This is a genomic window from Hyphomonas sp. CACIAM 19H1, from assembly GCF_003325995.1.
Classification (GTDB): Bacteria; Pseudomonadota; Alphaproteobacteria; order Caulobacterales; family Hyphomonadaceae; genus Hyphomonas; species Hyphomonas polymorpha.
Genome location: NZ_CP016437.1, coordinates 2,200,188 through 2,226,930 on the forward strand (window position 1 = coordinate 2,200,188; position 26,743 = coordinate 2,226,930).

21 protein-coding genes are annotated in these 26,743 nt (G+C 61.8%); 15 read left to right on the forward strand and 6 right to left on the reverse strand.

What is annotated here, in order from left to right:
* Positions 1 to 50: 50 nt before the first annotated feature.
* Both BBF93_RS10310 and BBF93_RS10315 read right to left on the reverse strand, forming a co-directional pair.
* On the reverse strand, positions 51 to 869 hold the full coding sequence (locus tag BBF93_RS10310; RefSeq protein ID WP_162786506.1) for a MipA/OmpV family protein: 819 nt from the start codon (positions 867 to 869) through the stop codon (positions 51 to 53).
* Between the two features lie 99 nt (positions 870 to 968).
* The gene (locus BBF93_RS10315; RefSeq protein WP_114105840.1) at positions 969 to 1,610 is read right to left on the reverse strand and encodes a TetR family transcriptional regulator; all 642 of its coding nucleotides are present in this window, start codon (positions 1,608 to 1,610) and stop codon (positions 969 to 971) included.
* A 223-nt stretch (positions 1,611 to 1,833) separates the two neighbouring features.
* Between BBF93_RS10315 and BBF93_RS10320 the strand changes: the two genes are divergently transcribed.
* Positions 1,834 to 2,205 carry a cytochrome c gene (locus BBF93_RS10320; protein WP_084324417.1) on the forward strand — a complete coding sequence of 124 codons (372 nt, stop codon included), beginning with the start codon at positions 1,834 to 1,836 and terminating at the stop codon, positions 2,203 to 2,205.
* 74 nt (positions 2,206 to 2,279) lie between these two features.
* Here BBF93_RS10320 and BBF93_RS10325 read toward each other — a convergent pair whose 3' ends face one another.
* From BBF93_RS10325 to BBF93_RS10335, 3 genes are all read right to left on the reverse strand, one after another.
* Positions 2,280 to 3,275: a hypothetical protein gene (locus tag BBF93_RS10325; protein ID WP_114105841.1), complete on the reverse strand. Its 996-nt coding sequence runs from the start codon at positions 3,273 to 3,275 to the stop codon at positions 2,280 to 2,282.
* 74 nt (positions 3,276 to 3,349) lie between these two features.
* Positions 3,350 to 4,312: a helix-turn-helix domain-containing protein gene (locus BBF93_RS10330; protein WP_114105842.1), complete on the reverse strand. Its 963-nt coding sequence runs from the start codon at positions 4,310 to 4,312 to the stop codon at positions 3,350 to 3,352.
* Between the two features lie 70 nt (positions 4,313 to 4,382).
* On the reverse strand, positions 4,383 to 5,768 hold the full coding sequence (locus tag BBF93_RS10335; protein WP_114105843.1) for a S9 family peptidase: 1,386 nt from the start codon (positions 5,766 to 5,768) through the stop codon (positions 4,383 to 4,385).
* A gap of 310 nt (positions 5,769 to 6,078) precedes the next feature.
* Here BBF93_RS10335 and BBF93_RS10340 point away from each other — a divergent pair, with 310 nt between their 5' ends.
* The 11 genes from BBF93_RS10340 to BBF93_RS10390 all read left to right on the forward strand — a co-directional run bounded on the left by BBF93_RS10340 (position 6,079) and on the right by BBF93_RS10390 (position 19,611).
* Positions 6,079 to 7,167 (forward strand): HlyD family secretion protein, encoded by a 1,089-nt coding sequence (locus BBF93_RS10340; protein WP_233349079.1) that lies wholly within the window; start codon positions 6,079 to 6,081, stop codon positions 7,165 to 7,167.
* A 2-nt stretch (positions 7,168 to 7,169) separates the two neighbouring features.
* Positions 7,170 to 8,810 carry a DHA2 family efflux MFS transporter permease subunit gene (locus tag BBF93_RS10345; protein WP_233349349.1) on the forward strand — a complete coding sequence of 547 codons (1,641 nt, stop codon included), beginning with the start codon at positions 7,170 to 7,172 and terminating at the stop codon, positions 8,808 to 8,810.
* A 23-nt stretch (positions 8,811 to 8,833) separates the two neighbouring features.
* Positions 8,834 to 9,526 (forward strand): methyltransferase, encoded by a 693-nt coding sequence (locus BBF93_RS10350; protein ID WP_114105845.1) that lies wholly within the window; start codon positions 8,834 to 8,836, stop codon positions 9,524 to 9,526.
* A gap of 939 nt (positions 9,527 to 10,465) precedes the next feature.
* Complete coding sequence (locus BBF93_RS10355; protein ID WP_035601624.1) at positions 10,466 to 12,904, forward strand: TonB-dependent receptor; 2,439 nt, start codon at positions 10,466 to 10,468, stop codon at positions 12,902 to 12,904.
* Between the two features lie 26 nt (positions 12,905 to 12,930).
* Positions 12,931 to 13,950 (forward strand): glycerophosphodiester phosphodiesterase family protein, encoded by a 1,020-nt coding sequence (locus tag BBF93_RS10360; RefSeq protein WP_114105846.1) that lies wholly within the window; start codon positions 12,931 to 12,933, stop codon positions 13,948 to 13,950.
* Positions 13,951 to 14,146: 196 nt separating this feature from the next.
* Positions 14,147 to 14,389, forward strand: a complete 243-nt coding sequence (locus tag BBF93_RS10365; RefSeq protein ID WP_114105847.1) for a hypothetical protein — start codon at positions 14,147 to 14,149, stop codon at positions 14,387 to 14,389.
* Positions 14,386 to 14,634 (forward strand): hypothetical protein, encoded by a 249-nt coding sequence (locus tag BBF93_RS10370; protein WP_114105848.1) that lies wholly within the window; start codon positions 14,386 to 14,388, stop codon positions 14,632 to 14,634. The genes BBF93_RS10365 and BBF93_RS10370 overlap by 4 nt, the downstream gene beginning before the upstream one ends.
* A gap of 18 nt (positions 14,635 to 14,652) precedes the next feature.
* Complete coding sequence (locus BBF93_RS10375; RefSeq protein WP_114105849.1) at positions 14,653 to 16,353, forward strand: amidohydrolase family protein; 1,701 nt, start codon at positions 14,653 to 14,655, stop codon at positions 16,351 to 16,353.
* Positions 16,350 to 17,312 (forward strand): alpha/beta fold hydrolase, encoded by a 963-nt coding sequence (locus BBF93_RS10380; protein WP_114105850.1) that lies wholly within the window; start codon positions 16,350 to 16,352, stop codon positions 17,310 to 17,312. The genes BBF93_RS10375 and BBF93_RS10380 overlap by 4 nt, the downstream gene beginning before the upstream one ends.
* A 15-nt stretch (positions 17,313 to 17,327) precedes the next feature.
* Positions 17,328 to 18,848, forward strand: coding sequence for an NAD(P)/FAD-dependent oxidoreductase (locus tag BBF93_RS10385; RefSeq protein WP_035594736.1), 1,521 nt, complete (start codon positions 17,328 to 17,330; stop codon positions 18,846 to 18,848).
* 37 nt (positions 18,849 to 18,885) lie between these two features.
* The gene (locus tag BBF93_RS10390) at positions 18,886 to 19,611 is read left to right on the forward strand and encodes a TetR/AcrR family transcriptional regulator (RefSeq protein WP_114105851.1); all 726 of its coding nucleotides are present in this window, start codon (positions 18,886 to 18,888) and stop codon (positions 19,609 to 19,611) included.
* A 39-nt stretch (positions 19,612 to 19,650) separates the two neighbouring features.
* On the opposite strand, the gene BBF93_RS10395 is transcribed toward BBF93_RS10390, so the two are convergent.
* A complete protein-coding gene (locus tag BBF93_RS10395; protein WP_233349080.1) occupies positions 19,651 to 21,432 on the reverse strand; it encodes an amidohydrolase family protein in 1,782 nt (593 codons plus the stop codon).
* Between the two features lie 160 nt (positions 21,433 to 21,592).
* On the opposite strand from BBF93_RS10395, the gene BBF93_RS19515 reads away from it, so the two are divergent.
* The 3 genes from BBF93_RS19515 (at position 21,593) to BBF93_RS10410 (ending at position 26,672) form a co-directional block, all read left to right on the forward strand.
* Positions 21,593 to 22,138 (forward strand): RNA polymerase sigma factor, encoded by a 546-nt coding sequence (locus BBF93_RS19515; protein ID WP_051612250.1) that lies wholly within the window; start codon positions 21,593 to 21,595, stop codon positions 22,136 to 22,138.
* A 36-nt stretch (positions 22,139 to 22,174) separates the two neighbouring features.
* Positions 22,175 to 23,173: a FecR domain-containing protein gene (locus BBF93_RS10405; protein ID WP_162786507.1), complete on the forward strand. Its 999-nt coding sequence runs from the start codon at positions 22,175 to 22,177 to the stop codon at positions 23,171 to 23,173.
* A gap of 163 nt (positions 23,174 to 23,336) precedes the next feature.
* Positions 23,337 to 26,672 (forward strand): TonB-dependent receptor, encoded by a 3,336-nt coding sequence (locus BBF93_RS10410; RefSeq protein WP_162786508.1) that lies wholly within the window; start codon positions 23,337 to 23,339, stop codon positions 26,670 to 26,672.
* The last annotated feature ends 71 nt before the right edge of the window (positions 26,673 to 26,743 follow it).

Sequence of the window (26,743 nt, forward strand, 5' to 3'; positions counted from 1 at the left end):
ATCTGTCTCCATTCCTTTTGGGAAAAGCATGAGTGGGGGGCTCCGCCCCCTCACTGGAGCGTATAACTAATGAACGCGCCGAAAGTTGCCTGATCCTCATCACCGCGAAGGCGAACCAGAGGCGCGTCCGCCGCATCGCCAGAGAGCCGGTCATAGCCCGCCAGGAAAACAGCGCTCCATGCGCCGTCACGGCTCAGAGGAAGAATGGCTGTCGCGCCCACGCCATAGGAATGCAAACCGCCGCCCGCCTCATATTGCGGCAGGCCGGAGGCAAATGCCTGCGCTGACGTCACGCCGAAATATGTCGATGTATACTGATCATCCACCAGGCGCAGGCGTGGTCCGGCAGACCAGATCAACGGCGCCCCGAACCCGGCCCAAACCCCACTCCAGCGTGCCCCCATATCGGCCACCAGCCCGTCATGCCCGGAAATTGCCTGCCGCAATTCCGCGCTCAGCTTCACACCCCCCAGCGTGTAGTCAACAAATCCGCCGAGCTCGATGCTGGTATCCACATTGCCCAGCCCGCGGAGATCATCTGTCTTGCCCCCGCTCAGGGAAAATGTCTGGTCGCCGCTTTCGTCGCGGGAAAAGCGGATGCGGCCAATCGGTCCGGCGCGCAAACCCTCCGTCTTCACCAGGTTAGAGCCAATCCCCTCCTGCACAGAGGCAAAGAAACGGTCGCCATATTTCAGCTGAACATTCGGCAGCAGTTTGAGGCTGTAATCATCGTCCCCCTCATATGACGGAGAATAAAGCCCGCCCGTGCCCAATGTCAGCGCCCAGCCCTCCGGCGCGGGTTGTGCCTGCGCGGAGGTCATGCCGGCAATGGTAGCGGCGGCTGCACCCGAGATAAAAATGCGAACCAATAAACCCTCCATATCTGGCTCGCTTTACGGCGCAGACAGGCGACTGGATCAGGCGGATGCACAGCTTTTAGATGTGCTGCCCGTTCGGGGCCGGTGCGGCTATTTCGCGATGCCGCGCAGCACGGTCTCAGCCGCAAAGGCGGCATATTCACGCGCCAGTTCCTGCCCCACTTTCTTTTCCCCGATCATCTCGCGCAGCGTGATGCGGGTGGAGAAAATATACTGGCAGGCGCCATTGATGAGGAAATAGACGTATTTGTAATCGACCTCCCGGAACTGCCCTGTGGCGATGCCGGCGGTGATGATCTGCTTCTGCGCCTCGATCAGCGGCAGGAGGAAGCTGGACCAGATCTGCCGCGTGCCTTCGGCCTCCGGATCATCCAGGAAATGCTCCAGCAGGCGGTTGAGATAGGGAAAGCGCGAATAGGTGCGGATGATCCCCTGAATATGCACCCGCAGCTTGGTTGCCGGGTCCAGGTTCATCGCCATCAATTCGGTCAGCTGCTTGATGGACTGGGCCGTATCGCGCTGCGCCAGCGCCAACAGCAGCCCATCCTTGGAGCCGAAATGGTATTTCACCAGCGGCGCCGTCACGCCCGCGCGCTTGGCAATCTGGTGGAGCGAAACATCGATGGAGCCGATTTCCGACATCAGCTCCCCGGCGGCCTCCAGCAGCATTTCGCGCCCTGAGCGTTCCGCAACGGCATCCACCAATTCAATGTTCTCCGGTGTGCCGGCCATTTACATACCACCCCTCACTTCGCGCTACTTGATGAACGAAAAGCCCAGGAGGCGCAAGCATCGGGGTCTGGCCGGCCACCTGCAGGGCGGCAGGCATGGCCGATGCGGGAAAATCGATCCGCCTGCGGCTGAAACCGGCGCCCACCTATGTGCATATCCCTGAGTTGACAGCGAGCCAGCCCCAAACGACCCTGCGCAAAAATCACCAAGGGAGTCGGGCCAGATGGCAGGCTACATTCTGAAAACGGCGGCGGCAGGCAGTGTCCTTCTCCTGGCAGGCTTCGGCCTTCTGGCGGGCTGTTCCAGAGAGGCTGGGGAAGCGCCTGCCGCGTCAGAAGCAAGCGCGACGATGCCCGGCCGCCAGATCGCTGAAACCCTGTGCGCGGGGTGCCATGCCATTGGCATTGAAGGGCAAAGCCCCCATGCCGATGCCCCACCCTTCCGCACGCTTTCGGAAAAATATCCTGTCCGCCTTCTGGAAGAGGCCCTCGCCGAAGGGATCGCCGTTGGCCATGAGGATATGCCGGAATTTCAGCTCGAGGCCGATCAGGTGGAACAGCTGATCGTTTATCTGGAGTCCATCCAGGCGAAATAAGGCATCATCCGGCAGGAACGGTCCCCCCGCGCCTGCCGGACTCTCTCACGTGCCATTCCCCCCACGCCAGTTCGTTATCCGGCCTTGAAGCTCCACCGGATCACCAGTTCGCCATCCTCGCCCGCCGTCGGATCGAGCGTGCGGCTGTCATTGGACGAGCCCTTGACCTTGATGGTCTCCCGGCCGGATTTGCCGATCAGGCTACCGGTCAACGGCAGGGTGATCGGCTTGGTCACGTCCTTATAGGGCGGAAAGCTGATCTGTTTCTTCTCGGTGCCATTCGTCGTTTCCGGGTCATCGGAAATCGTCTGCTCGTCAAAGGCCAGCACCATCATCGGAACAGGCAGTTGCAGGATCATGGTCTTGCCGGCGCTGTCCACCTCCAGCATCGAGGCCCCGGCCACCCGCTTGTCGGTCGGCTTCATGTCTGGCGGCAGCGGGATCTGCCCTTTGCCAATCCGCTCAACCGTGGTCGTGCACCGCTGACCGGGCCGCGACATGCAGATCGGGTCCGCATCGATATATTTGAACTTCTCGGCAATCTCGTAAGTGCCGGTCTGGCGGCCCGTGGCGCCCCACATCTGATAGCGGTTGGGGCCTTGCTGGGCCGCGGTGGCAAAGTCAGGCGCCACCTGTCCACGGGTCTTGTTGATCTCTTCGCTATTGCCCATGCCATAGGCCGCCACTTCGCGTTCCAGGCAGGCTTCGTCCTCGCCGCACTTGGCCATCAGCGCCATCACATCATTCATCATCGGCTGCATGGCCCCTGCCGCGCGGGCCGCTGCTGCTTGCTTGTTCTCCAGGTCTGCCACCTGTGCCTGCTCCATCTTGTGCAGAGCCGGCATCGTCATGGGCTTCTCGGCCTTCAGCGTGGCAGTCACCGTCGCCACCCGGCGGATCGACCAGGTGTTGGTGTCATACTTGTCCTTCCGCTCCCCGGCGGAGACATACTCATACTCGACGGTCAGAACCGCCTTCGTGCCTGCCGGAACAATCTCCTGGCTGAGAGCCGGAAGCGCAGCCAGCGCGCAGCTGGCCACCAGCAAGGCGGTACGCAAGGATTGGAGCATCAGGTGGGCTTCCCTTTTCCATTGTGGAGCAGGGAATGTTTGCGCCAGCCAGGCGGCGCCGTCTTGGGGGCAGTCTATGGGTTTTGGGATACTGGGTCGCCCGGCTTTGACGCCCGCATGTCAGAGGGTGTCATGCCGAAACGGCGCCGGAATACCTGATTGAACCAGGAAATATCCCCAAACCCCGCCATCAGAGCCAGCGCCGCAATCGTCCGCCCGGACAGCTTAGGGTCCAGCAGAAGCGCCCGCACATGGTCGAGCCGCGCGTGCATGACATGATCGGTAAAGCTCGAGCCCTCATCATAAAAAAGCGCGCGGATATAAGGCACTGACAGGCCGTGGCGGCGCGCGATCCAGTCGAGCGACAGCTCCGGCTCGCTCAGATGCACTGCCACATCCGCCTTGATCGCCTGCCGGCGCGCGGCCCGCACGCCCTGCTGTTTCGCCTGCTCGGCCGCGTCGCGTCCCGGCCCCAGCAACAGCGCCGCCAGATCAATGATGTGCGCAGAGAACAAGGCCTCTTCCGCCGGCGTGATCGCCCGCTCATCCATGAGCAGCGTCATCGCATACCCCTGCAACAGGCGCGCCACGGGGGAAGCCAGCGAATGCGTCGGAAGCAGACTGTCAGTACCCGCCCGCAGGCGCGGCACCAGCACAGCTTTGGGAATGGCAATATTCAACAGATGGCTGGGCTCTGCAGCAATCGTTACACACCGGCGCTCGCGCCGCAGAACGTTGATGTCTCCCGAATGCACCTGCCGCTCCGCGCCCCTGGCATCAATCACTCCGCCCCCGGCCTGGGTGATGCTGAGATAGAGGGTGCCATCATCATCCGGGCTCGTGGTGATCTGAACCGGCGGTGTCTCCAGCCGCGCGATATGAATATTGGCCACATCGCGAAGCACCATGGCCGCCCTGACCGGCGCTTCGTCCAGAAAATCGATCGCCCCGCTGACATGCGCCCCGTAAGCCGCCTCGACGACATCCCGCCGTTGCTCAACCGGCACCTGATCTGTTGAGAACCTCAGCAGCGCCATGGGATAAACGCTCCTTGCAAGCGGATACTGCGCTTATCGGTATGCCATTCCCCGCCAGAAGCAACCAGCATCAGCGGCTGGGCAAAATCACCGCCTCAGGATAGCCCCCCGGCACCACCAGAACACCGGCAGCGAAATCTGCGACCATCTCGAAATAGCCGGGTGCGACATGGGTGAATTCCCGCGAACCGTCCGGCAGGATATCAAAGCCCCGCATACCGTGATCATAGCCGGGATATTCGGCGACAGTGATCGGACGGCCTTCATATTGCAGGCTTTTCAGTCGGGACCGGGTATAGGCGGGCGGCGCATCCCGGTCAGCGCCCGCAAGAATCCAGAGGACCGGCGCGCTCACCTGGCGCAGGACAGGTTCGCCCTCATGCCGCCAGCTGGTGCCGACCGACCGCAGCGGACCGGCCACCCGCAGCACGACTTCGGAATGCTGCAGGATCTCGCCTGTGAACTCGCCTTTGACATGGCGATACCAAGGCTCGTCCTTGTAGATTTTCTTCAGGTTTTCGAGTTCCGCAAAGCCTGATTTGAAGTCTGACGCCATGACCGTTCCGGCGGCATCTGCCAGCATGCCCGCGGCCATCTGCGCCTCCGGCCCAAAGCCGGCTTCGGCCACATCCTGAACGGTCTGCGCGCGATTTTCCGCCAGCGGGCTTTCCAGCAGGCCGTAGGACACAATGACGAAATCCGGCTTCACCGACACCGCCGCTATCGGCGCCACCCAGCCGCCCTGGCTGGCCCCATGCAGGCCGAACCGGCCGAGCCTCTGGCCCGCCATCCGGCGCGCCTCCGCAGAGGCGGCAACGGCATCGGTCGCCAGCAGGCTGAAATCCTGCGTATAGTCTCCCTTGGAGGCCCCGGTGCCACGCTTGTCATAGATGAAGACGCCCACGCCCTGCAGAGGCAGGAGATGCTGGAACCCGTCATAGGCGAGGGCAGAATACCGCCCCGATCCATGCACCTGCACCACCACCGGCACCGTCTCGGCGCCCGCCGGCAGGATCAGCCGCCCGGCGAGTTGTGTGCCCTTGGCGCCGGTGAACACCGTATCCTGCACCGTCACCTCAACCGGGACGGCCGAAGCCCCCTCAAACTGGGTAAGCCCGCCTTCGCAGGTGAACTCGATCTGCCGGTCTTCAAGCCTGTCACTCCAGCCGATATAGGCTTTCCAGGCTTCGTTCTCGAACACGAACCGCCCGGTCTGGCCATCCAGCGCGCGCCAGCGCAGTCCTTCCTCCATCGCGGTAACGGCGAGGCCGCCGCCATTCTCAAGCCGCCAGCTGCCGCCACACGCCGGATCGCCCGCCACCGGCCCGGCAGCCAGGCCCGGAATGGACGGCATGGCGGGAAGGGCAGGCATTTCCGGAAGGCCGGGCATCCGGCTGGAACAGGAAACCAGCAACCCCGCCATCAGCGCCGCAGTCATTATGCCAAGCGTTTTCATGCCCGCGAATCCCCATCGTTTCTGTTGTTCTTACTGACAGCAATGACGCCCCTTGCCGGTAAACACAACGATCTGCGGGAAGCCGGAATAATAAGGCTTGATTGCCTTAGGGTTATGTCTCGCTCAAATACGATCTGTGGCGGATGAGGACGGCCAACGTCCCGCAAAACAGCCACGACAGGGAGGAAGGAATCCGGCGCTGTTCAGCCGGTCACGGGTCATGGAAGGCGATTCACAATCCTTTGCCGCAGAGACGGAACCGACCGCCCGCCAGCGCGCGGCTGCATTTGTCCGGTCGCGGCGGGGGCGCATGTGGATTGCGGGCGTGGCCGCCCTGATCCTGCTGGTTCTCGGCATACGTTTCCTGATGGACCGGGGGGCTTATGTCTCCACATCCGACGCCCGTATCGCCGCCGAGATGATTGCCGTCTCTACCGATATTTCCGGACGCATCACCAGCGTTCAGGTGAAAGAGGGCGACCGGGTATCTGCGGGCGATATTCTTTACACCATTGATGACCGCGAAGCCGTGTTCACGCTGGCCCAGCTTGAGGCAGAAGCAACCCGGCTGCGCGCTGAAATGGCGCGTGAGGAAACGCGCGCTGGCCTTGCCACCTCCAAGGCGGGAAGCGAGGTGGCCGCACGCCGGGCCGGCACCGTGTCAGCGGTGGCCAGTGTGGAGGCCGCCCGCTCCAATCTTGAGATTGCGCAGCGCGACTATGACCGCACCAAAGACCTGTTCGACCGGGGCCTGATGCCACAGTCCAATCTCGACCAGGCCAAGAATGTGCTCGACACGCGCGCCCAGGCCCTGCGGCGGGCGCAGGCCGAGCGGGAAACCGCCGCCGCCGACCACCGCACGGCCAGCATCGTGGGCCAGGAGGTTCGCCTCATCGACTATGAGCTGACCGTGCTGCGTGCGGCGCTGGACCAGGCGGAGGCGCGCGTTGAAGCGCAGAAGGTGGTGGTGGAACAGCATACCATCCGTAGTCCGATTGACGGGGTGGTGGACGAATTGTTCTTCGACAATGGCGAGCATTCCCTGCGCGGCTACCGGATGGCCCTGCTGCATGATCCAGGCGCTATGTGGGTTTCGGCCAACATAAAGGAGACTGACATCCGGCATGTGCGTCCGTCTGCGCCCGTGCAGGTGCGCGCCGACAGCGACCCGTCTCACCCCATTTCCGGACGGGTGACCCGCGTACATGATGCCACCGTCGGCGAAGCTGCGATGATGCCGAACCCCAACGCAAATGGGGTCTTCACCAAGATCACCCAGCGAATCCGCGTGCGGATAGATCTGGAGCCGACACAGGTGGAGCTCCGGCCCGGAACGATGGTGCGGGTGCGTATCCGCAAGACAGACGCGGGCACAGGGGCAAGCGGAGAAACAGCGTGACGATGGCGCCCGGCATTCTGCCCGCAGGCAGGCCCGCCCCTGAACGCAGCCCCGCGCCCATCGATATCCCCGCCATGGCCGGACCCTCGGTGCGGGCGCAGTTCGAACGATTTGGCGGGATGTATCGCTGGATCCTGCTGTTCACGATGCTCACCGGCTCCATGGCGACCATGCTGGCGGCAACGACGATCAACGTGGCCCTGCCCGCCATCATCGGCGCTTTTGGCCTTGGCCAGGATCAGGCGCAATGGATGTCGACCGCATTCCTCGCCTCTTCGACCATCGCGATGCTGGCCAATGCCTGGGCGATGGCAACGTTTGGGCCGCGGGCGACCTATGCTTTCGGCATGATCGTGTTCGTGATCGGATCATTGCTGGGCGCGGTCAGCAGCACGCTGGAATTGCTGATCCTGTCGCGGGGCCTCCAGGGCATATCGGCGGGCCTGTTGCAGCCGATGTCGATGTTCCTGATCTTCCAGACCTTTCCGGACAACAAGCGTGGCATGGCGATGGGCGTGTTCTCCATTGGCGTGGTGCTGGCGCCGGCCTTTGGCCCGGCGCTGGGCGGGATTGCCGTGGACCTGGCGAGCTGGCGGCTGGTTTTTGTAGCCACCCTGCCCCTTGCCTTGGTTGCCATGGCGATTGCGCCTTTCCTGATGCCGAAGGGAGACCGCAATCCCAACATGCCGCGCCCGCCGCTCGATTGGCAGGGCCTCAGCCTGCTGGCAATTGCCGTGGTCGGACTATTGGCCGCCTTTGCGGGCGGCAACCGGGATGGCTGGGATTCAGACAAGACCCTGCTGCGCTTTGGTATCGGCATTGTGGCGGGCATCCTGTTTTTCCTGTGGGAACGCGGCCATCCGTTCCCGGCACTGAACCCGAAGATTTTCACCTATCGCCAGTTCTGGTCTGCCGGGCTGATCATCTCCGCAACCGGCATCGCGATCTACGGATCGACCTATCTCATTCCGATGTTCGTGCAGCTGGTGCAGGGATATTCACCAACAGCGGCGGGCGTGATGATGATCCCGGCAGGAATTGCCATGATGATCGGCTTTCCGATTGCGGGCCGCCTGACTGACAGGATGGATGCGCGCTGGCTTTTGGGCTTTGGCATCATCAGCTTTGCGGTCTCTGCCTGGCTGCTGTCGCATGTGTCAGCGATGACGCCCTACTGGGTGCTGGTGGGATGGATCGTGCTCAGCCGGATCGGCATCAGTTTCTGCATGCCGCCTTCCAACACAACGGCAGCGCGGGCTGTGCCGCCGCATCTGCTGGCATCGGCGGCGGGCGGCGTGTCGTTCCTTATGCAGGTGGGCGGCGCATTCGGGGTGAACCTCCTCGCCATCATCCTGCAGCGGCGCACGATCTTCCACGGCGACCACCTATCGGCTGCGCTGAATGAAACGAATGCCGAGATGATGTACCAGCATGCGCTTCAGGCGCAGACGCTGGAGATGCGTGGGATGGCGCAGGTGCAGGCGTTTCAGTCTGCGTTTGGCGTTTTGAATCAGAAGGTTGCCGCAGAGGCGCTGGTGTATGCATTCCGGGACTGCTTCTTCATTATCTTTGTCTGGTTTGTGTTCGTGCTGGGCGCGCTTGCCTTGATGCCGAAGCCAAAGATGGTACAGCCGCCGAGCTAGGCATTTCTCACAGGGCAGCGGCATTGGCGGCGACAGACACTCTCGCGCGGAACCGGGCGTTCATTGCGGCCAATACGCGGCTGGCGCCTGTGGACGGGTTGCCGCTGCCGCATCGCAAACCCTTGGAAACACTGCGTATCTGGCAGGCAGACGAGATTACGCCGATCTGGTCTGCCACCGAGGCTGACCTTGACCGGCAGGGTATCGAGCCGCCCTTCTGGGCCTTTCCCTGGGCGGGGGGACAAGCGGTGGCGCGGCTGATCCTGGAGCAGCCGGAGATCGTGCGGGGCAAACGCGTGCTGGATATTGCCTGCGGCAGCGGAATGGTGGGCATTGCAGCGGCGGCAGCGGGCGCGCGCGAAGTTTGGGTGAATGACATCGACCCGATCTGCGAGGCGGCGGCGCAGCTGAACGCGGAGGCCAATGGCGTGTCGCTGTGCTGGCTGGCGGGTAACCTGCTGGATAGGGCGCCTCCGGATGTGGATGTGATCCTGGCGGGAGATATCTTCTACGAGATGACGATGGCAGCGCGGTTTCTGCAATGGCTGAAACAGGCGGCGGCGCAGGGGGTGGCCGCCTATGCCGGTGATCCGGGGCGGGCCTATGCGCCAGAGGGGGAAGCCGGGCTGATGGCGGAATACGAGATTGCCACCACGGTGGAACTGGAGAGCATGGAGCGGCGGCGCGCCCGCGTCTGGAATATATCTGTATACTGATTATTTGGCGCGGTTTGCATTTGGCATGGCCGGTTGACCGCGCTGCCTCTCAGGCGCGTGTGCAACTCTTTTGCTTTCCTTTGGCGGTGCCTCCCCTCCTTTTTGGTCTTCCGTCCTGGGCTTCGTGTTGCGGCCGGCCAGATCAGCTTCGTGGCGAGCAATTTTTCTCTGGCGACTGGAAGATATTGTAGGCTGGCTTTCGAAGGGGGTGGATTTGATTTTCCGGGGCCACCGGTTTTTTGGGGGATAGGCCGGACTGACGCCGGCGTGTTTATCGGGACGGCGCTGCGGTGGTTGGGGGGGATAGCGGCGGGGCGATCTCCGCAGGAATTTGAGGGATAAGCTTGGCCGAGCCCCCTTCCGGGGGCGGACATTGCGGGACAGGGCGAGGACATTTCCGGACAAATCCGGACATTTTCGGACATTCCTGGACAAATCTGGACAAATCCGCGCCATCTCTGACACGGTTCTGATCACCGCCTAAAAACGGCGATGGGAAAGCTGGCGAGCATTCGCGAGCCGCGCCTCCAGACACCAGGACATGTTCGGGAACTATTGCGGCGCTCTCTTCATGTTTCTCCCCGGCGCCGGGGAGGCCGCGCCGTGCCGGAGCGGTCACTTCAGGTTTCAGCAGGCAGCGGCGACCCGCGCGCCGACCGCCAGCACCGGCCGGCCGCTTCTGTAACAGAAGCAGCCGGTCGTTATTGGATAATTGTCCAATAAGTGCGGGCTCACGGCCCCTCTGCCCGCATGGAGCCCACCCTACTTTCTGGCGCAGACCGGCGGTAGGCGTGGCTTGTGCGCCACAGCCATAAACCCGTAACTGTTTAATATTTTCAACGCATTACTTTCGCAAAACCTTGATTTGAACGCCTCCGAGGCGCTCGTTAACGACCCGGCAACCGGCGCTCCTCCCGCGCCGTGCAACCGGGGTCTGACATGAAATTCCGCATCCTTTCCGCCACTGCCGTTGCCGCACTCAGCGTCTCCGGCCAGCTTGTTGCCTATGCTGACGCGCCCGAGGCAGAAGACTCGCGCCGTCTGGAGGTCGTGACCGTCACGACCCAGAAGACCGAGCAGTCACTGATCGATGTTCCGATCAACATCTCCGTTACCAACCAGGACTTGATCGATAAGCTGGGCGGCGATGACATTGAAGATCTCGCCAACTTCATCCCCGGCCTTCAGGTGCAGGCGCAGAGCCTCAACGCGCCGACCTATTCGCTGCGCGGGGTTGTGGCCGATGGCGGCGCGCCGCGCGTGGCCATCTTCCAGAACGGTGTGTCCATCGGCACGCCCGGCTATGCCACCAGCATTGCCATCTATGACATCGAGCGCGTCGAAGTGGTGAAGGGCCCGCAGGCCACCCTGTTTGGCCAGGGCGCCCTGATCGGCGGCATCAACTACATCCAGAACCGCGCCTCCACCGCCGGCAATGACGGCAAGGTGACGCTGGAAGGCGGTGACTACAACTTCGTGCGCGGCGAAGGCCATTACAATTTCGCCCTCAGCGACACGCTGGCCGTGCGCCTTGCTGGCCAGGTGAAGCGGATGGACGGCTATGTTCCGAACACGGCCAACTCTCCCGACCTCATGGGGCAGAACACGACGGCCGTGCGCGGCGCGATCCATTGGGAACCGACCCCTGCCTTCACGGCCGATCTGTTCCTCAACTATCAGGAAGACGAGTCCACCGGCACGCAGTTCACTTCCGGCTTCTTCCCGGTCAACGGCGTGATCGACCCCTACGGCCCGACGGCGATGAACATCAACGCCGATCAGGTGCGTGACAAGCTGGGCAATGACCGCGAGATTTTCGCCGCCACAGCCAACCTCGAATACAGGCTGAATGATGCCTGGACCCTGACCTCGCTGACCGACTATCGTGACCTGACCTCCAACGAGGCCTGGGATTCGGATGGCGCCGCGTTCAACCTGCTGCAGTTCTACCAGGCGCGCGAAGGCGAAGCCTTCAGCCAGGAACTTCGCCTCAACTATGACAATGGCGGCAAGCTAAGCGGCTTCTTCGGCGCCAACTATTTCGACTATGAAACCCGCGACAGCCTGACCTTCTCGACCGATGAGGCCTATGCGCAGTCTCTGTTCCTCCCGCAGATCGCGGCTGGCGCTGGGGCAACGGTTGCGCAAATTCGCGGCGCGCTCATGATGCAGGGCGTTCCCGGCGCGGCCAATATCGGCAGCTTCGACACACCATTCCAGTATTCAGTTGTCGGACTTCTGCAACAGGGCGTTCTGATCCCGCTGAACCCGACCCATGCCGAACAGTCCAGAACGACCGACGCACGCACCAGCTATGACCTGTTCGGCGACGTGACGTATGATGTCACCGACCGGCTCGCGTTGACGGCAGGCCTGCGCTACACGGTCAATGAACTGGCCGCTTCCAGCGTCGGCGAGCTTCTGCGCGGCAACGCGGCCCTTGGCGGAACGCGCAACGCGGTGACCTTTGCACCGGGTTTCCTCATTAACGCCAACCTGATCAACAATCCCTACAGCGTCTCGGCAGAACCCGATGGCGCGTTCACCTGGCGTCTCAACGCGGCCTATCGCGTGTCTGACAATGTGAACACCTGGGTGTCCTATGGCCGGGGCCGCCGTCCGGAAGCCCTCTCGATTTCGGGCCGCACCTCCTCTGTGGTCGACGCAGAGACACTGGACAATGTGGAAGCCGGCATGTTCGGCCGTTTCTTCGACGACCGCCTGCAGATGACGACCTCTGTATATTACGGCCAGTATGAGAACTTCCAGACCAGCCGCTTCGACCCGATCAACGGCGTGTTCGTGACGGAAAACTCCGGCAATGCGACGCAGTATGGCCTGGAATTTGATGGTCAGGCTCTGCTTACGGACAATATCCGCCTCCTGGGCACATATGCCTATAACTTCTCCGAGTATGACGACGAGGACAGCAACGGCAACCCGCTGCAGTTTGCCGGCAACAAGTTCCGGATGAGCCCGACGAACAGCTTCTCGCTGGCCGCTGATATCACCATCCCGGTTGCCCAGTCTGGCACGGTTTCGATCGTCCCGAGCTATATCTGGAAAAGCAAACAGTATTTCGAGGATGACAACGGCTTCGACTATATTGCCAATGGCAGCGGTGGCTTCACGCGCGTGCGTGAGACCTATCCGGACGGTACGGCTGTGGTCGAGGAAGAAGGCTCCTACGGCCTGGTGAACCTGCGCGTCGGCTATGACAGCGCCGGCGACCGTTGGGGTGTCTATGTTCAGGGCGACAACCTTCTGGACAAGGAATATCTCATCGACGTTGGCAATACCGGCGGCGCCTTTGGCCTGCACACCATCATCCGCGGCAAGCCGCAGATGCTGAAGGCCGGCGCCTACGTGAAATTCTGATCCGGAACGGCAAGGAAACTGCTATCATGAAATATACTGTGGCCATTGCCGCCCTGCTGCTTTCCGCCTGCGCACCTGCGCAGGTGGCGAGCACGGAGGCCGCCCCCGCTGCTACCGCCGAAAAAGCGGCCAGCTATCGCACCCTTTCCGGGGAAAAACCGATCATCATCGCCCATCGCGGTGCGAGCGGGCTTTATCCGGAACACACCATCCTGGCCTATGAAACCGCGATCGCCCAGGGCGCGGACTTCATTGAGCCCGATCTGGTAATGACGAAAGATGGCGTACTGATCACCCGCCATGACCCCTATCTTTCGGACACGACGAATGTGGCCGATCACCCAGAGTTTGCCGACCGCAAGAAGAAGCGCGTGACACCGATGGGCGAGATGGAAGACTGGTGGGTGGACGAGTTCACCCTTGCCGAGATCAAGACGCTGAAGGCACGCCAGCAGTTTGCAACGCGCAGTATGGAGCTGAACGATCAGCTCGATATCGTGACCTTTGACGAGGTGATGGATGTTGCATTGAAAGCCGCCAGCGAAGGCCGCAAGGTTGGCCTGCATATCGAAGCCAAATGGCCGGGCTATTATTCTTCGGTTGGCCTCGACATGGTGGACCCGATCATCGAGGGCATGAAGGCCAAGGGCCTGGCCGAAGCCGGCATCCCCGTTTTCATCCAGAGCTTCGAGCCGCAATTCCTGGCCGCCTTTGCCGCCAAGAGCGATCTGCCGACCATCCAGAACATGGTGGGCCCGCCCTATAACAAGCTGCTGGGCCTGGAATACGACATCGAGACGATGCCGACGACCGGCGTGGGCGCGGAGAAATCCTTCATCCTGAATGAGGATGGGACGACGACGGACTTTGTGGACCGCGCCCATGCCCGCAGATTGCTGGTGCATGTCTATACCGTGCGCGATGACCAGCCGCTAAAGGGCTATGACACCGCGCAGGCCGAGCTGAGCGCGCTGATCGCGGCGGGCGCTGATGGAATCTGGGTGGATTACCCAGATACTGCCGTCGCAGTACGCGACGGTAACTGACCACCGCGAAAGCGGTAGTTTCCTCCCTACCTTTCTGGGGCGTCCTTCGGGGCGCCCCCTTTTTTGTTCCTGATTCAAGGCGGAAGCTTTGCGGGGCGGCAAAACATGAAAATCACTCAGTAGTTTCCCTTAGGGACCCGCTTGTCAGAAAAATTGGAACATGTTCCAATTATCTCAAAGATCGGGAGGATTAGTCATGGCCGCAGCGGAACTCTCACGGGTGCGCAAATCGGTGCTGCCCAAGCCGGGCGACACCTGGAGCAGCATCGCAAGGCGGGAACTGCCCGCGATGGAGGAGGCCACGGCCGTTTCCAGCCTGCAGAGCTGGAACCTGCATGTGTTCATGCGCGCCGTGGGCGCGGCGGGCGGCGTGCGCGGGGACAATCCGATCCTGCCGAGCGATGTGATCTTCATCGAGCCGCCGCAGGCCAAGGCATGAGCATCGCTGTGATCAGTGAAGTTCAGATCGCGGCCGCCCATGATGGCGACGCGGAACTTCTCGTGACACTGAAATACGACAATGGCGGCACCACCCTCGTCACGCTGGACGAGTATGCCGTGCGGGCGCTGTTTGACGCCTGCGGCACAACGGTGCCGGAAGACCTTATCGGGGCGAACTGGGAGCATGTCCGCGACGCGCTCATCGCCTCATCACAAAGATATGCCGGCGCATCGGCAACATGAATCAGGGAGGAATTTGAAATGTATGATCTGGTGATCCGGAACGGCACGGTAGTCGATGGTTCGGGCATGCCCTCCTACAAGGCGGACATTGCGGTGAGCGGCAATCACATCGCCAAGATTGGCCGCGTAGCAGAAAAAGGCCGCGAGGAAGTGGACGCCGCCGGCAAGGTGGTCGCGCCCGGCTTCATTGATCCGCATACACATTTTGACGCCCAGCTCTTGTGGGACGGCTATGCCAAGCCGGCCCTCTCGCATGGCGTTACGACGATTGTTCCTGGCAACTGCTCCCTGTCCCTGGCGCCGCTGAAAGCGGAACACCGCATGAAGCTTGTCGGCATGTTCAACCAGATTGAAGAAATGCCGTACAAAGCCTTTAAAGAAGGCGTCGTCTGGGACTGGGAGACATTTTCCGAATACATCACACGCATCCGCAAGGGGCTGGCCATCAATGTGGCGCCACTGGTCGGGCATAGCGTGATCCGCCTCTGGGTGATGGGGGACGCTGCGATGGAGCGGACCGCGACGGCAGAGGAAATCGCCGGCATGCAAAGCGTGCTGCGCGAGTGCCTCGACGCTGGCGCGGTTGGCCTCTCCACCAGCTATGTCGACATGGATGAGACGCTGCTTCCCGTGCCAAGCCGGTATGCCGACGCGAGCGAAGTTGAGGCGCTGGCGAGCGTTCTGGGTGAGTATGGCCGTATCCTGCAGATCGTGCCGGAATTTTATGACCCGGACCTGACGATTGCGCGTCTTGACCAGCTGGCCGAAATCTCGCTGAAATACTCGATCCCGACGACCTTCTCGCCGCTGTTCATCAATGCGGACAATGTGGATGCCGTTGAGCGCGTGATGGCGCGGGTGGACGAGCAGTTTGCGCGCGGGGCCCGCGTTTGGCCGCAGGTGCAGACGCGCCCGATCGATATCAGCTTCAGCTTTGCCGTGCCGAGCCTGATCTTCGTGCGCCTGCCAAACTGGTACAAGCTGATGCGCTTTGGCACGCCGGAGCAGATCATCGAGGGCTTCACCAATCCGGAGAGCCGCAAGAAGCTGATTGCCGAGGCGACGCCGAATATGGGCCTCTGGTCGTTCCTGACGCTGCGCTTTGCGCAGACGGACGCCAACCAGAAATATGTGGGCAAGACGCTGGCCGAGATCGGCCAGATGCGTGGCTGCACGCCGCTGGAAGCGATGATCGACCTTTCCGTGGAAGAGAAGCTGGACGCGCATTTCATGGCCGCGAATATGGGCCACAATAATGACGAGCGTGTCAGCGCCATGCTGAAGCATCCGCGCGTGCATATCGGCGCCAGCGATGGCGGCGCACACATTCTCTCTTTCTCCACCTATGGCGACACGGGATACCTGTTCTCGCATTTCGTCCGTAATCTGAAGGCCATGAGCATTGAGGATGCGGTGAAGAAGGTGACTTCCGACACGGCCGGCATCTGGGGCCTTCCCGATCGCGGTCTGATCCAGAAGGGCTATGTGGCCGATCTGGTCGTGTTCGACCCGGCGACAATTGACCGGGGCGAGGAAACCTATGTCCAGGACGTGCCGGGTGATGGGAAACGCTATGTGCGCGACTCGCGCGGCGTGGATACGGTTGTCGTTGGCGGTGGAATCGCCTGGTCTGCTGAGGCGGGCTATGCCGACAAGGATACGCGCGGCGCCATCCTGCCGGGCGCCGAGGCCGAGACACGCCCGCTGGTGGCCGCATGAGCTGGCCGGGCGTTACCCAGCGCCGGATTGCCACGAACGGGATCGAGCTGAACATTGCCGAGGCGGGCGAAGGCCCGCTGGTGCTTCTGCTGCACGGCTTTCCCGAGAGCTGGTATTCCTGGCGGCATCAGTTCGCGCCTCTGGCGGCGGCAGGCTATCATGTCGTCGCGCCGGACATGCGCGGCTATGGCAAGAGCGACAAGCCGCCGAACATTACCGATTATGTTCAGACCGAAGTGATCAAGGACATTATCGGCCTGATCCCGGCACTCGGCTATGAGACGGCTGTTGTGATCGGGCATGACTGGGGCGCGCCGACGGCCTGGGCGACCGCGCTGTTCCATCCGGACAGGGTGCGCGCCGTGGGCGGACTATCCGTGCCCTTCATGCCGCGCTCCCCTGTGCAGCCGATGCCGATGCTGCGCGAGATTTACAAAGGGCAGTTCTTCTACCAGCTCTATTTCCAGGAGCCGGGCGTGGCAGAAGCCGAGTTCGAGAAGGACATGTATACGGGGCTGCGCAAGTTCCTGATCATGGCCGCCGGCGAAACGGACTTGACCAAGCTGACGCCGAAGGCCGAGCATGACGACCTGCTGACCAGCCTGCCCTATCCGGAAACTCTGCCGAAATGGCTGACGGACGCGGACCTTGATTTCTATGTGGCTGAGTTCAAGGCATCGGGCATGCGCGGGCCGATCAACTATTACCGCAACCATGATCTGCACTGGCAGCTGACCGAAGGCGCGCCGATGGAAATCCATCAGCCTGCGATGTTTATCGCCGGAACAGCAGACGGCGTGGTGATGATGGCGGCCGCAGCCATCGAGGCGATGCCGCATTTCGTCAAGGATCTCCGGATCAACAAGATGATCCCCGGCATTGGCCACTGGACCCAGCAGGAAGCCCCCGAAGCGGTCAACGAGACCATTCTGGAATTCCTTCGCAATATCGACTCCTGACAGGTGGGGGGACGCATGCGTGAAAAAGTGATTGTTATCGGTGCCGGGATCGGCGGTCTGTGCACGGCGCTTATGTTGGCGCCGTCGGGCCGGGAGGTGATCGTTCTGGAACGCGACGGACCGGTGGAAACCAGTGATCCGGATGAGCTGTTCAAGACCTGGAAGCGCGTGGGCGTGGGCCATCTGCGCCAGAGCCACGCTTTTCTTGCGCGCCTGCGCACGATCATGAAGGCCGAACACCCCGCCCTGCTCGACCAGCTGATGGCGATGGGCGTGCGGGAGTTGCCGTTCGAAAACATGCTGACGGAAAAGCAGCAGGCGCGCTATCAGGCCGACCCGAACGATGCCGAACTGACGATCATCACCAGCCGCCGCACGACGCTGGAAATGGCGATGCGGCGGTATGTGGAAACGCTGCCGAATGTGACATTGCGTTCCGGATTTCTCGTCCGCAAGCTGACTACCCGGAAGGGCGAAGACGGCGTGTTCGATGTGACCGGCATCGAGGGCGAAGAGAATGGCGTGGCGGTAGCGCTGACCGCTGATGTGATCGTGGATGCGGGTGGCAAGGGCGGCTTCACCATCGAGCAGTTGATGGAGGAAGGCGCGGGCATTCGCGAGGAGAGCGAGAGCGCAGGCATACTCTATTTCACGCGGCATTACCGCTTCCTGCCCGGCAAGACCGAGCCGGACCGGAAGGCCAATCCGCCGCCGACCGGCGATCTGGGCTTTCTGAAGTTTGGCGTGTTTCCCGGAGACAACGGCAATTTTTCGATCACGGTGGCTATCCCCGAGATCGAAATGGAGATGCGCAAATCAATCCTCGACCCCGAAATTTTCCATCAGATCACGCTGATGCTGCCAGGGCTTCGTCCGTGGACGAATTCGCAGCAGTCCGAGCCGACGAGCAAGGTGTTCGGCATGGGCGATCTGATCAGCCGCTGGCGCGACATGGTGGTGGACGGAAAGCCGGCGGCGCGGGGTTATTTTGCCCTCGGCGACACATTGGTGCGGACCAATCCGCTGTATGGCCGGGGCTGTTCCTTTGCTGCCGTTTCCGCGCAGGCCCTGCGCCAGACGCTGGACGCAACGCCAGACCCGATGCAGCGCGCGCTGAAATATCATGAACGGGTAACCGAGGAACTTCACCCCTTCTACATCGTGCAGCGCCGGCAGGATCGCAGCGCCATGAAGCGCGCGCAGCAAACGCTGACGCCCGGGGCAAAGCAGAGTTTCCGCTCAAGGATGATGGAAAGCTTTGTGGAGGATGGCGTGAAGATCGCGCTGCGCTCCGATACGCGGCTGCTGCGCGAGGCGATGCGCGGGTTTCATATGCTGGAGCATCCGGAAAAATGGCTGGGCAAGCCGAAGAACCTCGCGGGCGTTCTCTATTACTGGGCGCGCGGCAAGCGGCTGAACGCGGCGGCCTATCCACCCAAACCCGGCCCGGAGCGTATCGAGATGATGCAGGCGCTCAAGCTGGACTACAGGGCCGACATGGAACGCGCCGCGACGGAAAAGCCTCTGGCCGCATGAGGAAAATGGCGTCAGGAAGCAGGGAGAACAGTATCTCATGACTTCACCCACCCTGGAGGCTGGCGCCAATACCATGGCCGAACCCGTTGCCGATCTTGGTCGCCGCGAACAAGCGAAAGCCGAACGCCGCCAGAAAATCATGGCGGCGGCGCGCGACATGATCCGCGAGACAGGCGACATGAACCTGTCGATGCGCGAACTGGCGAGGCGCGCCGAGGTGAGCGTGGCGACCTCGTACAACCTCTTCGGTTCCAAGCGCGCCGTTGTGATGGCGGTGCTGGAGGACGAGCGGGATTTTGTTCAGAAGTATCACAAGCTGAACGTGTCAAATGCCATCGACCGGATTTTCGAAGCCTATACGCTGGCTTATGGGTATTTCGTTCAGGACCCGGACTTTTATAGGCCGCTCTGGCGCGCGCTGCTGACGGCCGGGGGCAAGGACGATGATACCGGCCTCGTCAGCCCCGAGCGGCAGGCGCAGACGCGCGCGGCATGGCATATGCTGCTGACCTCTGCTCAGGAGGAAGGCCTGCTGAAGCCGGATACGAGCGCGGAGGCGCTGGAGCGGATGCTGTCGCATCTGGCAGGCGGGACGCTGCTTTCCTGGTCGGTGGGGATGCTGGAGACCGAGGAACTGTTGCCGTCTGTGGGGCTTGGCTATGCGCTGATCCTGGCCGCCTGCGCAACTGAAAAAGGCCGCGCGCGGCTGGACAAGAAGATTGCCACGTTCCGGCAGATGCTGGCGAAAGCGCAGCAGGGATAACCGGCGCCCCTGCCCTGTGCAGAGGCGCCGGGCATAGGGTTACGGCGCGGGGTAGAAGCCGATATCGTCAATCTCGAACCAGGCGGTTTCGCCCGCCGCACGGTTCACGAGCACACCGACCTGCAGCAGATCGTCGCCGGTCCATTCCGGGGCAGCTTCGCGGTTTCCTGCGAAGGTGAAATCCGTGAACGGAACATTGATGTTGTTCCAGCCTTCGCCTGCCGAGACTTTCGCCTCCCACATGCCCTGCATCGAGACGATGCGCAGCGTGTAGTCTCCCGCGCCAAAGAGCTCTGCGGAGACGCCCTCATAGGTGGTGACATCTGCGGGGATAACCGAGCCGCGGCTGAGGGGAAACAGCACGCCGGCCATGGGGTTTTCCTTGCGGGCCATATTGGCGCTGACCGAGAGGACATGATCGCCTTCTTCGCGCGGGCGACGCGTGAAGGTGATGACCGAACGCTCCATGCCGAAGTCGAGATCGGTGACGGGGAGCGTGTCGATTGCGGTGCGGCCATCGGCGCGCTCAAAGTCGTCGATCAGGGCCGGGGCCGGACGCGCGGCGAGGGTTGCCGGAAGCGGCTTCGGCGGGTTTGCCGCGTCGTAAACGACGGCGCCATCAACGAGCACGAGCGAAGTCTTGCGCACATCGCTGATGGTTTTCCAGGGCTTGCCATCGATGAGAACGATTTCGGCGCGCTTCCCGGCAGCGATGGTTCCGCGATCTTCGGCGAAGCCGAGGGCGGCGGCGCTGTTGGCCGTGGCGGCGATCAGCGCGTCAGCTTCCGGCAGGCCGGCGGCAACGAAGAGCTCGATTTCGCGCAGCGTGGCGTCACCGTGCACGAGACCGCCGATGCCGGCATCCGTACCGAGGGCAACGGGCACGCCAGCGGCAAACAGAATACGGAGGTTTTCCTCGGCGTTGCCATATTTCCAGACACGCTGGCGCACAGCGGCGCTTTCCATGTTGAGCTCCGGCGCGCCGGGGCGGCGGGGCTCGTAGATGGCTAGGGTGGGCGCATAGTAGAGGCCGGAGGCCACGATATCGGCGACCTCTTCTTCAGTGATCACACGGTCTTGAAGGCTGTGAGCGATGATGTCCACGCCGGCGCGGGCAGCGAGCGCGCCGCGCTGGGCGGTGACCGTGTGGGTAAGGATGCGGATGTTATTCCGGTGGGCTTCAGTGGCCAGCGCGCTGAGGGTTTCCTCATTCATGCTGGTTTCTTCCGGCGACATGCCATAACGCCAGCCATCCGTGAAAACCTTGATATAGTCCGGCTCATAGGGGAGCAGTTCCTGCACCGCGCGCTGGGCGGACTCATCCGTAAACACCCATTTCGTGGTGGTCTGGTCGCTCCAGTCAGCGCCATGACCGCCCGGTGTACTCATGCGAGCCACCATGTTCACATGCGGGGACGGAATCTGGCTCAGCCATTCGCGGCGCGGCTGAAAAGCCTCCGGCGGCTGATGGAAATCGAGCACAGTCGTCACGCCTGAGGCGAGATAGTTGGCGGCCACTTCCGGCAGGGCGGAGGGCGTGGCGCGCGGGCCCCAATGGGTGTGGACATCATAAAAGCCCGGCAGCAGGGCGCGGCCTTCGCCTTTGATGACCTTGGCGCCGCGCGGCGCTTTCACTTTCGGCCCTGCCTCGATGATCCTGCCATCGCGGATGAGCACCGTGCCCTGCCAGGGCGCCGCGCCGGTGGCGTCGAACACCTCGACATTGGTGATGGCGGTCACCTGGCCGGGACGGGCGAAGGCGAACTGCTGCCCAAACAGGCAGACAGCGGCGAGGATCAGAACACTTAGAAGGCGGAGCACATATTTCTCCTTATGTGGGGGCATCTTGGCTTGTGCAGAGGGGTGCGTCTGTCTCCTAAGACGCACAAGACGGCAAAATCCTCCGGTGAGATCGCATTTTTCCGGTTGTCGCAGAACCGTCACTTGTATTTATCACACAACCAAGCTGGGCGAATCCAAGATGGGCCACCAATCCCGCAAGGGCACTCGAACCGAACATATCCCTGCAGACCTTGATGTCTGGGTGCGCAAGTATGGCGGCGCCTTGCGGAATTATTTCCGCAAGCGGGCGCCTGCGGCCCTCGATCCCGAAGATCTGGTGCAGGAAGTTTTCGCCAAGATCGCTCGGAAGGCGGACCTTACGGAAGTCAGCACCGTCGAATCCTATCTGTTTCGGACCGCCAACAGCGTCCTTATCGACAGCATTCGCCGTTCGACCGCGCGTGGCGGGGGCGCACATGAAACTTTCGAAGAAGAGCGGCATGGGTTGGCGGATTCTGATCCCGAACGCGTCTTGATAGGAAAGGAAGGAGTCAAACGGCTGATTTCAGCCCTCTATGAGTTGCCCGCCCCTGTTCGTCAGGCGTTTGCGCTCTACCATTTTGAGCAGTTCAGGCACTCCGAGATTGCGAAACATCTGAAAATATCGGTTAGTACGGTTGAAAAATATATGGCGCGAGCAAACGCACATCTGTTGACCCGGTTGGGCCGCAACGATCGGTATTAATCTGGCGTCATGAAGGATTCGGGTTCGAGAAAGACGATGACGGGGCATACCGCAGCAGCCGACTGGGATGCGCGCCTGCGCAATCCTGACTGCAGCGATGCAGAACGCAGCGCCTTTCGCGACTGGTATGAAGCCGACCCCAGCCATCGCGAGGCCTATGAGCTTCTGCAGGAGTCTGTCTCCGCCCTGCTGTCCGTGGCGCATTCTCCGGAGATGCGCGCATTGCGCGACGCCGCGCTGAACGAGCGCCATAATGACGACAAGCGGCGGTATGCGCTGGTCGCGTGCCTTGCGATGTTCGCGCTGATGGTGCCGGTTGCGGCGAATTTCATGATGCGGGGGAATCCCCCGCCCAGCCAGATCGATCTCGAAGCGCCAACCTATTACGCAACAACTGTTGGCCAACGTTCCGGCATCACGCTGGAGGATGGCTCGGTCATCACGCTGAATACCGACAGCCGCGTACATGTGGATTATTCTGGTGAGCAGCGACTGATCACCCTGCTAAAGGGGCAGGCCCTGTTTGAAGTGGCCAAGGACCCAAGCCGGCCGTTTATCGTCACCGCAGGGGATCAGCGTGTAGTTGCCCTAGGCACAACGTTTGATGTGCGCCTCAACGAAACGGCCGTTGAAGTCATCCTGGTGGAAGGCAAGGTCGAGATTGAGGAAGTGCCCGCCTCTAGCTGGAAAAAGCCGGCGCCGCTGGTACAGCTGGCATCGGGCGAACGGCTCGTCGCCACGTCCAAAGCGAGCCTGCCGGAAGTGACGAAGATAGACACCAGCAAGGCGACCAGCTGGCGCGAAGGCTATGTCACCTTCGAGAACACGCCGCTGACAGAAGCCATTGCCGAGATGAACCGCTATTCCACCGTGCGCATCGTTCCCGAAGGCGACGGCATCTCCAACCTGCATATCACCGGCCTCTTCCGTGCCGGCCAGCAGGCACGCTTCACCGAAGCGCTTCAGGTCTATTTCCCGATTGAAGCCCAGCGCGAGGGAAATGTGATCGTGCTAAAAATGTCACAACCTCTCTAGTTTGTTACTTGCCCGTCATATTTGTCAGGCGGGTTTGCCGAACCTGCTGCGTCCTAGGCATTGAAGGGGCTTCCCGCGGGGAACAGGAAGCCCTCAGCACGCAAGAAGCAATGAGGATCAGATGACAAGCAGGACTTTCCAAAACAAACTGAAGCGCGGCGTGATGAGCGGCGCGGCTCTGACCGCCCTGATGGCGGGATCGGCGATTGCCGAGCCGGTTCAGTTTTCTGTTCCTCCAGGATCTCTTTCCAAGGCCCTGACGGATTTCTCCCGCCAGAGCGACCGTGAAATTCTTGTCTCGGCAGACCTGGTCGCCGGCAAGCAGAGCACCGGCCTGGAAGGCGCTTTCGAGCCCGAAGATGCGCTGAGCGCGCTGATCTCCAATGCGGGCCTCAGCTACCGGGTTACCCCCTCCAACGTGTTCCTGATCGACGCTTCCGCCATTCAGCAGACGAGCCCGGACCAGGAAGTGGTCAACGAGAGCAGCGTTCAGTCTGAACCTGTAGTCCAGACGGCAGCAGCCGCCACCGAAGAACGCCGTGAACAGACGATCGTGGTTGTCGGCTCGCACATTCAGGGCGCGCGCACCACGGAGGCCCTGCCTGTGACCCTGATCGGCCAGGAGCAACTGGCTGCCATCGGCGCCGATTCGGGTGACGATCTCTTCCGGTCCATCCCGCAGATGGGCGACGTGACCTTCAACAGCACCTACCTGCCCCAATCGAGCAATGCCGCGCGCGGCGACGTCGGCTCGGTGAACCTGCGTAACCTCGGTATCGGCAACACGCTGGTGCTGCTCAACGGCCGCCGGGTGGTTCTGCACCCGACCTCGCGCGCCAACGAGAATCTCGTTCCGGTGCTGACCTACAACACCAATGCCATCCCGACCGCCGGCGTCAGCCGGATTGAGGTTCTGCGCGACGGCGCCGCGGCCATCTATGGCGCCGATGCCGTGGCAGGCGTGGTCAACACCGTGCTGCGCGAAGTGAACAATGGCGGCGACCTGACGGTCCAGTATGGCGGGGCTGAAGGCACCGACCTGCGCCAGCTTGATGTCAACGGCACCTTCGGTACCGATTTCGCCGACGGGCGCGGCAACGTCTCGCTGTTCCTCGGCTATACGGATCGCTCCGAACTGTCGACAACGGATCAGAGCTGGACGGCAACTGCAGACCGTCGCAGCTTCTTTACCGGCACCGACTTTGAAGGCGTAGGCACACTCGACCGCACGAGCACCATCAGCGGTTGGGGCAACTTTGCAACCGTCGGCACCGGCACCGTGCGCCAGAATGGCGTCGCGCTGACCACCAGCGCAGGGGCTTTCTCGGTCATTCCTTCCGCCAACGGAAGCTGCGCAACATCTCTGGGAGATGGCGTGTGCCTGCGCGCCAGCAACCGGGCAACGACCGGCACGGATCGCAACACGCGCTATGACACCAACGCAGTTGGCACCTCGCTGATGCCGGAAGTTGAGCGCATCAACCTCTTCTCGACCTTCCGTTATGACATGCCGAGCGGCATGCAGACCTTCGGCGAACTCGGCTACTACTTCGCCGAAACGAACGCATGGCAGCAATCTTCCACGATGCTGAGCTCCGCCCGCATCACTGTTCCATCCACGAACTACTGGAACCCCTTCGGGGCAACGCTGCTCCCCGATGGAAGCGTCAACCCCAACCGCCTGCCCGGCCTCAACATCTCGCCCAATGGCGCCGATGTTACCCTGACGAGCTATCGCTTCGATGACTTCGGTCTTTCGAATGTGAATGTTGAAAATCACCAGTTCCGTTTCCTGACGGGTGTTCGCGGGGAAGTTGGCGATTTCGACTGGGAAAGCGCACTGCTTTACTCACGCGCGTCTGTTCGGGATGAGCAGGATGGCGTTTCATCCACCCGGCTTCAGGAAGCTATGTCCTGGTCGACCCCGGACGCCTACAACCCCTTCAATGGCGCCAATCCGGCAGACCCGCAGGGCCTCGATACGACCCTGTCGAATGCAGCGGCGCTCGACTATGCCCGTATCCGTACGGAGCGTTACTCGCGCACCTCGCTTGCCCAGCTGGATTTCAAGCTCAGCCGGCCCGATCTCTTCACCCTGCCCGGCGGCGATGTCGGCATGGCGACGGGTGTTGAGCTGCGCCGCGACCTGCAGCTTGATGACCGCGACAAGCATGTCGACGGAACCATCACGTTCACGGACACCGAGACCGGCATCACGGTTCCCAGCGACCTGGTCGGCACCAGCGATACGCCCGACACGAAAGGTTCGCGTACGGTGGGCTCCGCCTATATCGAATTCGCAGTGCCGCTGGTCTCGCCGGAAATGAACATTCCGCTGATGCAGAGCCTCGAGATGCAGGCTGCCGGCCGCTATGAGAACTATTCGGACTTTGGCGACATCGCGAAGCCGAAAGTTGCGCTCTCCTGGACGGTTGTTGACAGCCTCCGCTTCCGCGGCTCCTGGGCCCAATCCTTCCGCGCGCCCAACCTTGAGCAGATCAATGCGACGGTTGTTTCCCGCTCCAACACGCGTACGGACTGGGTGCGCTGCGAAGCGGACGTCCGGGCGCTCCGTATCGCGAACTTCTCAGATTGCACGGGTTATGGTTTCGCCACCACCGGTCGCCGCGCTGGCAACCCGGATCTGCAGGCGGAAACGGCGGATACCTGGACCGTCGGCGCGGTGCTGCAACCCCGCATCATGCCGGATCATTTCGGGTCTCTGACGCTGACCGCAGACCTCTGGAATGTCGAGCAGGAAGGCCTGATCGGCATCTATGGTGAAGGCAATGCGCTGATCCTTGACTATCTGCTGCGCACACAAGGCTCGAGCAATCCGGATGTCGTCCGCGCTGCGCCGACGGCTGACGAGATTGCAGCATTCGCCGGAACCGGTCTCGATCCGGTTGGCCGCGTTCTCTACGTCAACGATGCTTACCGGAACCTCCAACCGCAAAACCTGCGCGGCGTGGATTTCTCGGCATCGCTGGCCCTGCATGAGACACCGGTCGGCCGCTTCAACTTCGATGTGAACGTTGCACACCTTATCGAGTATGAGCGCGCAGCGTCTCCCGATATCCAGGCTCTGCTGGATGCCCGGGCTGCCGGCGAAATCAACTCCGGCACGATCATTCCGGAAGGCGGAAACCTGCTTCGTCAGGATGGTTCGCCGCGCTGGAAGTGGAACGCGTCTATGACCTGGCAGCCTACTGAAGCCATCACGATTGGCGCCTATACTCAGTATACCGGCTATTTCTGGGATACATCGATCCTGAACTCGGCAGGAGAGAACTGGCGCGTGGATGACCAGCAGACGGTCAACCTCTATGCCCAATACGCGTTCGATGAAGGCTTTGCGCAGAACACGCGCGTCCGCCTTGGCGTGCGTAATGTGGGCGACCAGCTGCCGCCGATGGACTCCAGCGCCACCGGCTATAACGGCGCGCTTTACCAGCCCTATGGGCGCTACTGGTATGCCAGCATCCGCAAGAGCTTCTGATAAAAACCCAGGTAAAAACAAAGGCGGGCTGGAAACAGCCCGCCTTTTCTTTTTGGACGATCGTTGCGGCG

Bases quoted from the DNA above. Each gene is read 5' to 3' on its own strand.
- BBF93_RS10315 (WP_114105840.1), bottom strand. From the start codon at position 1,610: ATGGCCGGCACACCGGAGAACATTGAATTGGTGGATGCCGTTGCGGAA.
- BBF93_RS10320 (WP_084324417.1), top strand. From the start codon at position 1,834: ATGGCAGGCTACATTCTGAAAACGGCGGCGGCAGGCAGTGTCCTTCTC.
- BBF93_RS10325 (WP_114105841.1), bottom strand. From the start codon at position 3,275: ATGCTCCAATCCTTGCGTACCGCCTTGCTGGTGGCCAGCTGCGCGCTG.
- BBF93_RS10330 (WP_114105842.1), bottom strand. From the start codon at position 4,312: ATGGCGCTGCTGAGGTTCTCAACAGATCAGGTGCCGGTTGAGCAACGG.
- BBF93_RS10335 (WP_114105843.1), bottom strand. From the start codon at position 5,768: ATGAAAACGCTTGGCATAATGACTGCGGCGCTGATGGCGGGGTTGCTG.
- BBF93_RS10340 (WP_233349079.1), top strand. From the start codon at position 6,079: ATGTGGATTGCGGGCGTGGCCGCCCTGATCCTGCTGGTTCTCGGCATA.
- BBF93_RS10345 (WP_233349349.1), top strand. From the start codon at position 7,170: ATGGCGCCCGGCATTCTGCCCGCAGGCAGGCCCGCCCCTGAACGCAGC.
- BBF93_RS10355 (WP_035601624.1), top strand. From the start codon at position 10,466: ATGAAATTCCGCATCCTTTCCGCCACTGCCGTTGCCGCACTCAGCGTC.
- BBF93_RS10360 (WP_114105846.1), top strand. From the start codon at position 12,931: ATGAAATATACTGTGGCCATTGCCGCCCTGCTGCTTTCCGCCTGCGCA.
- BBF93_RS10365 (WP_114105847.1), top strand. From the start codon at position 14,147: ATGGCCGCAGCGGAACTCTCACGGGTGCGCAAATCGGTGCTGCCCAAG.
- BBF93_RS10370 (WP_114105848.1), top strand. From the start codon at position 14,386: ATGAGCATCGCTGTGATCAGTGAAGTTCAGATCGCGGCCGCCCATGAT.
- BBF93_RS10375 (WP_114105849.1), top strand. From the start codon at position 14,653: ATGTATGATCTGGTGATCCGGAACGGCACGGTAGTCGATGGTTCGGGC.
- BBF93_RS10380 (WP_114105850.1), top strand. From the start codon at position 16,350: ATGAGCTGGCCGGGCGTTACCCAGCGCCGGATTGCCACGAACGGGATC.
- BBF93_RS10385 (WP_035594736.1), top strand. From the start codon at position 17,328: ATGCGTGAAAAAGTGATTGTTATCGGTGCCGGGATCGGCGGTCTGTGC.
- BBF93_RS10390 (WP_114105851.1), top strand. From the start codon at position 18,886: ATGACTTCACCCACCCTGGAGGCTGGCGCCAATACCATGGCCGAACCC.
- BBF93_RS19515 (WP_051612250.1), top strand. From the start codon at position 21,593: ATGGGCCACCAATCCCGCAAGGGCACTCGAACCGAACATATCCCTGCA.
- BBF93_RS10405 (WP_162786507.1), top strand. From the start codon at position 22,175: ATGACGGGGCATACCGCAGCAGCCGACTGGGATGCGCGCCTGCGCAAT.
- BBF93_RS10410 (WP_162786508.1), top strand. From the start codon at position 23,337: ATGAGCGGCGCGGCTCTGACCGCCCTGATGGCGGGATCGGCGATTGCC.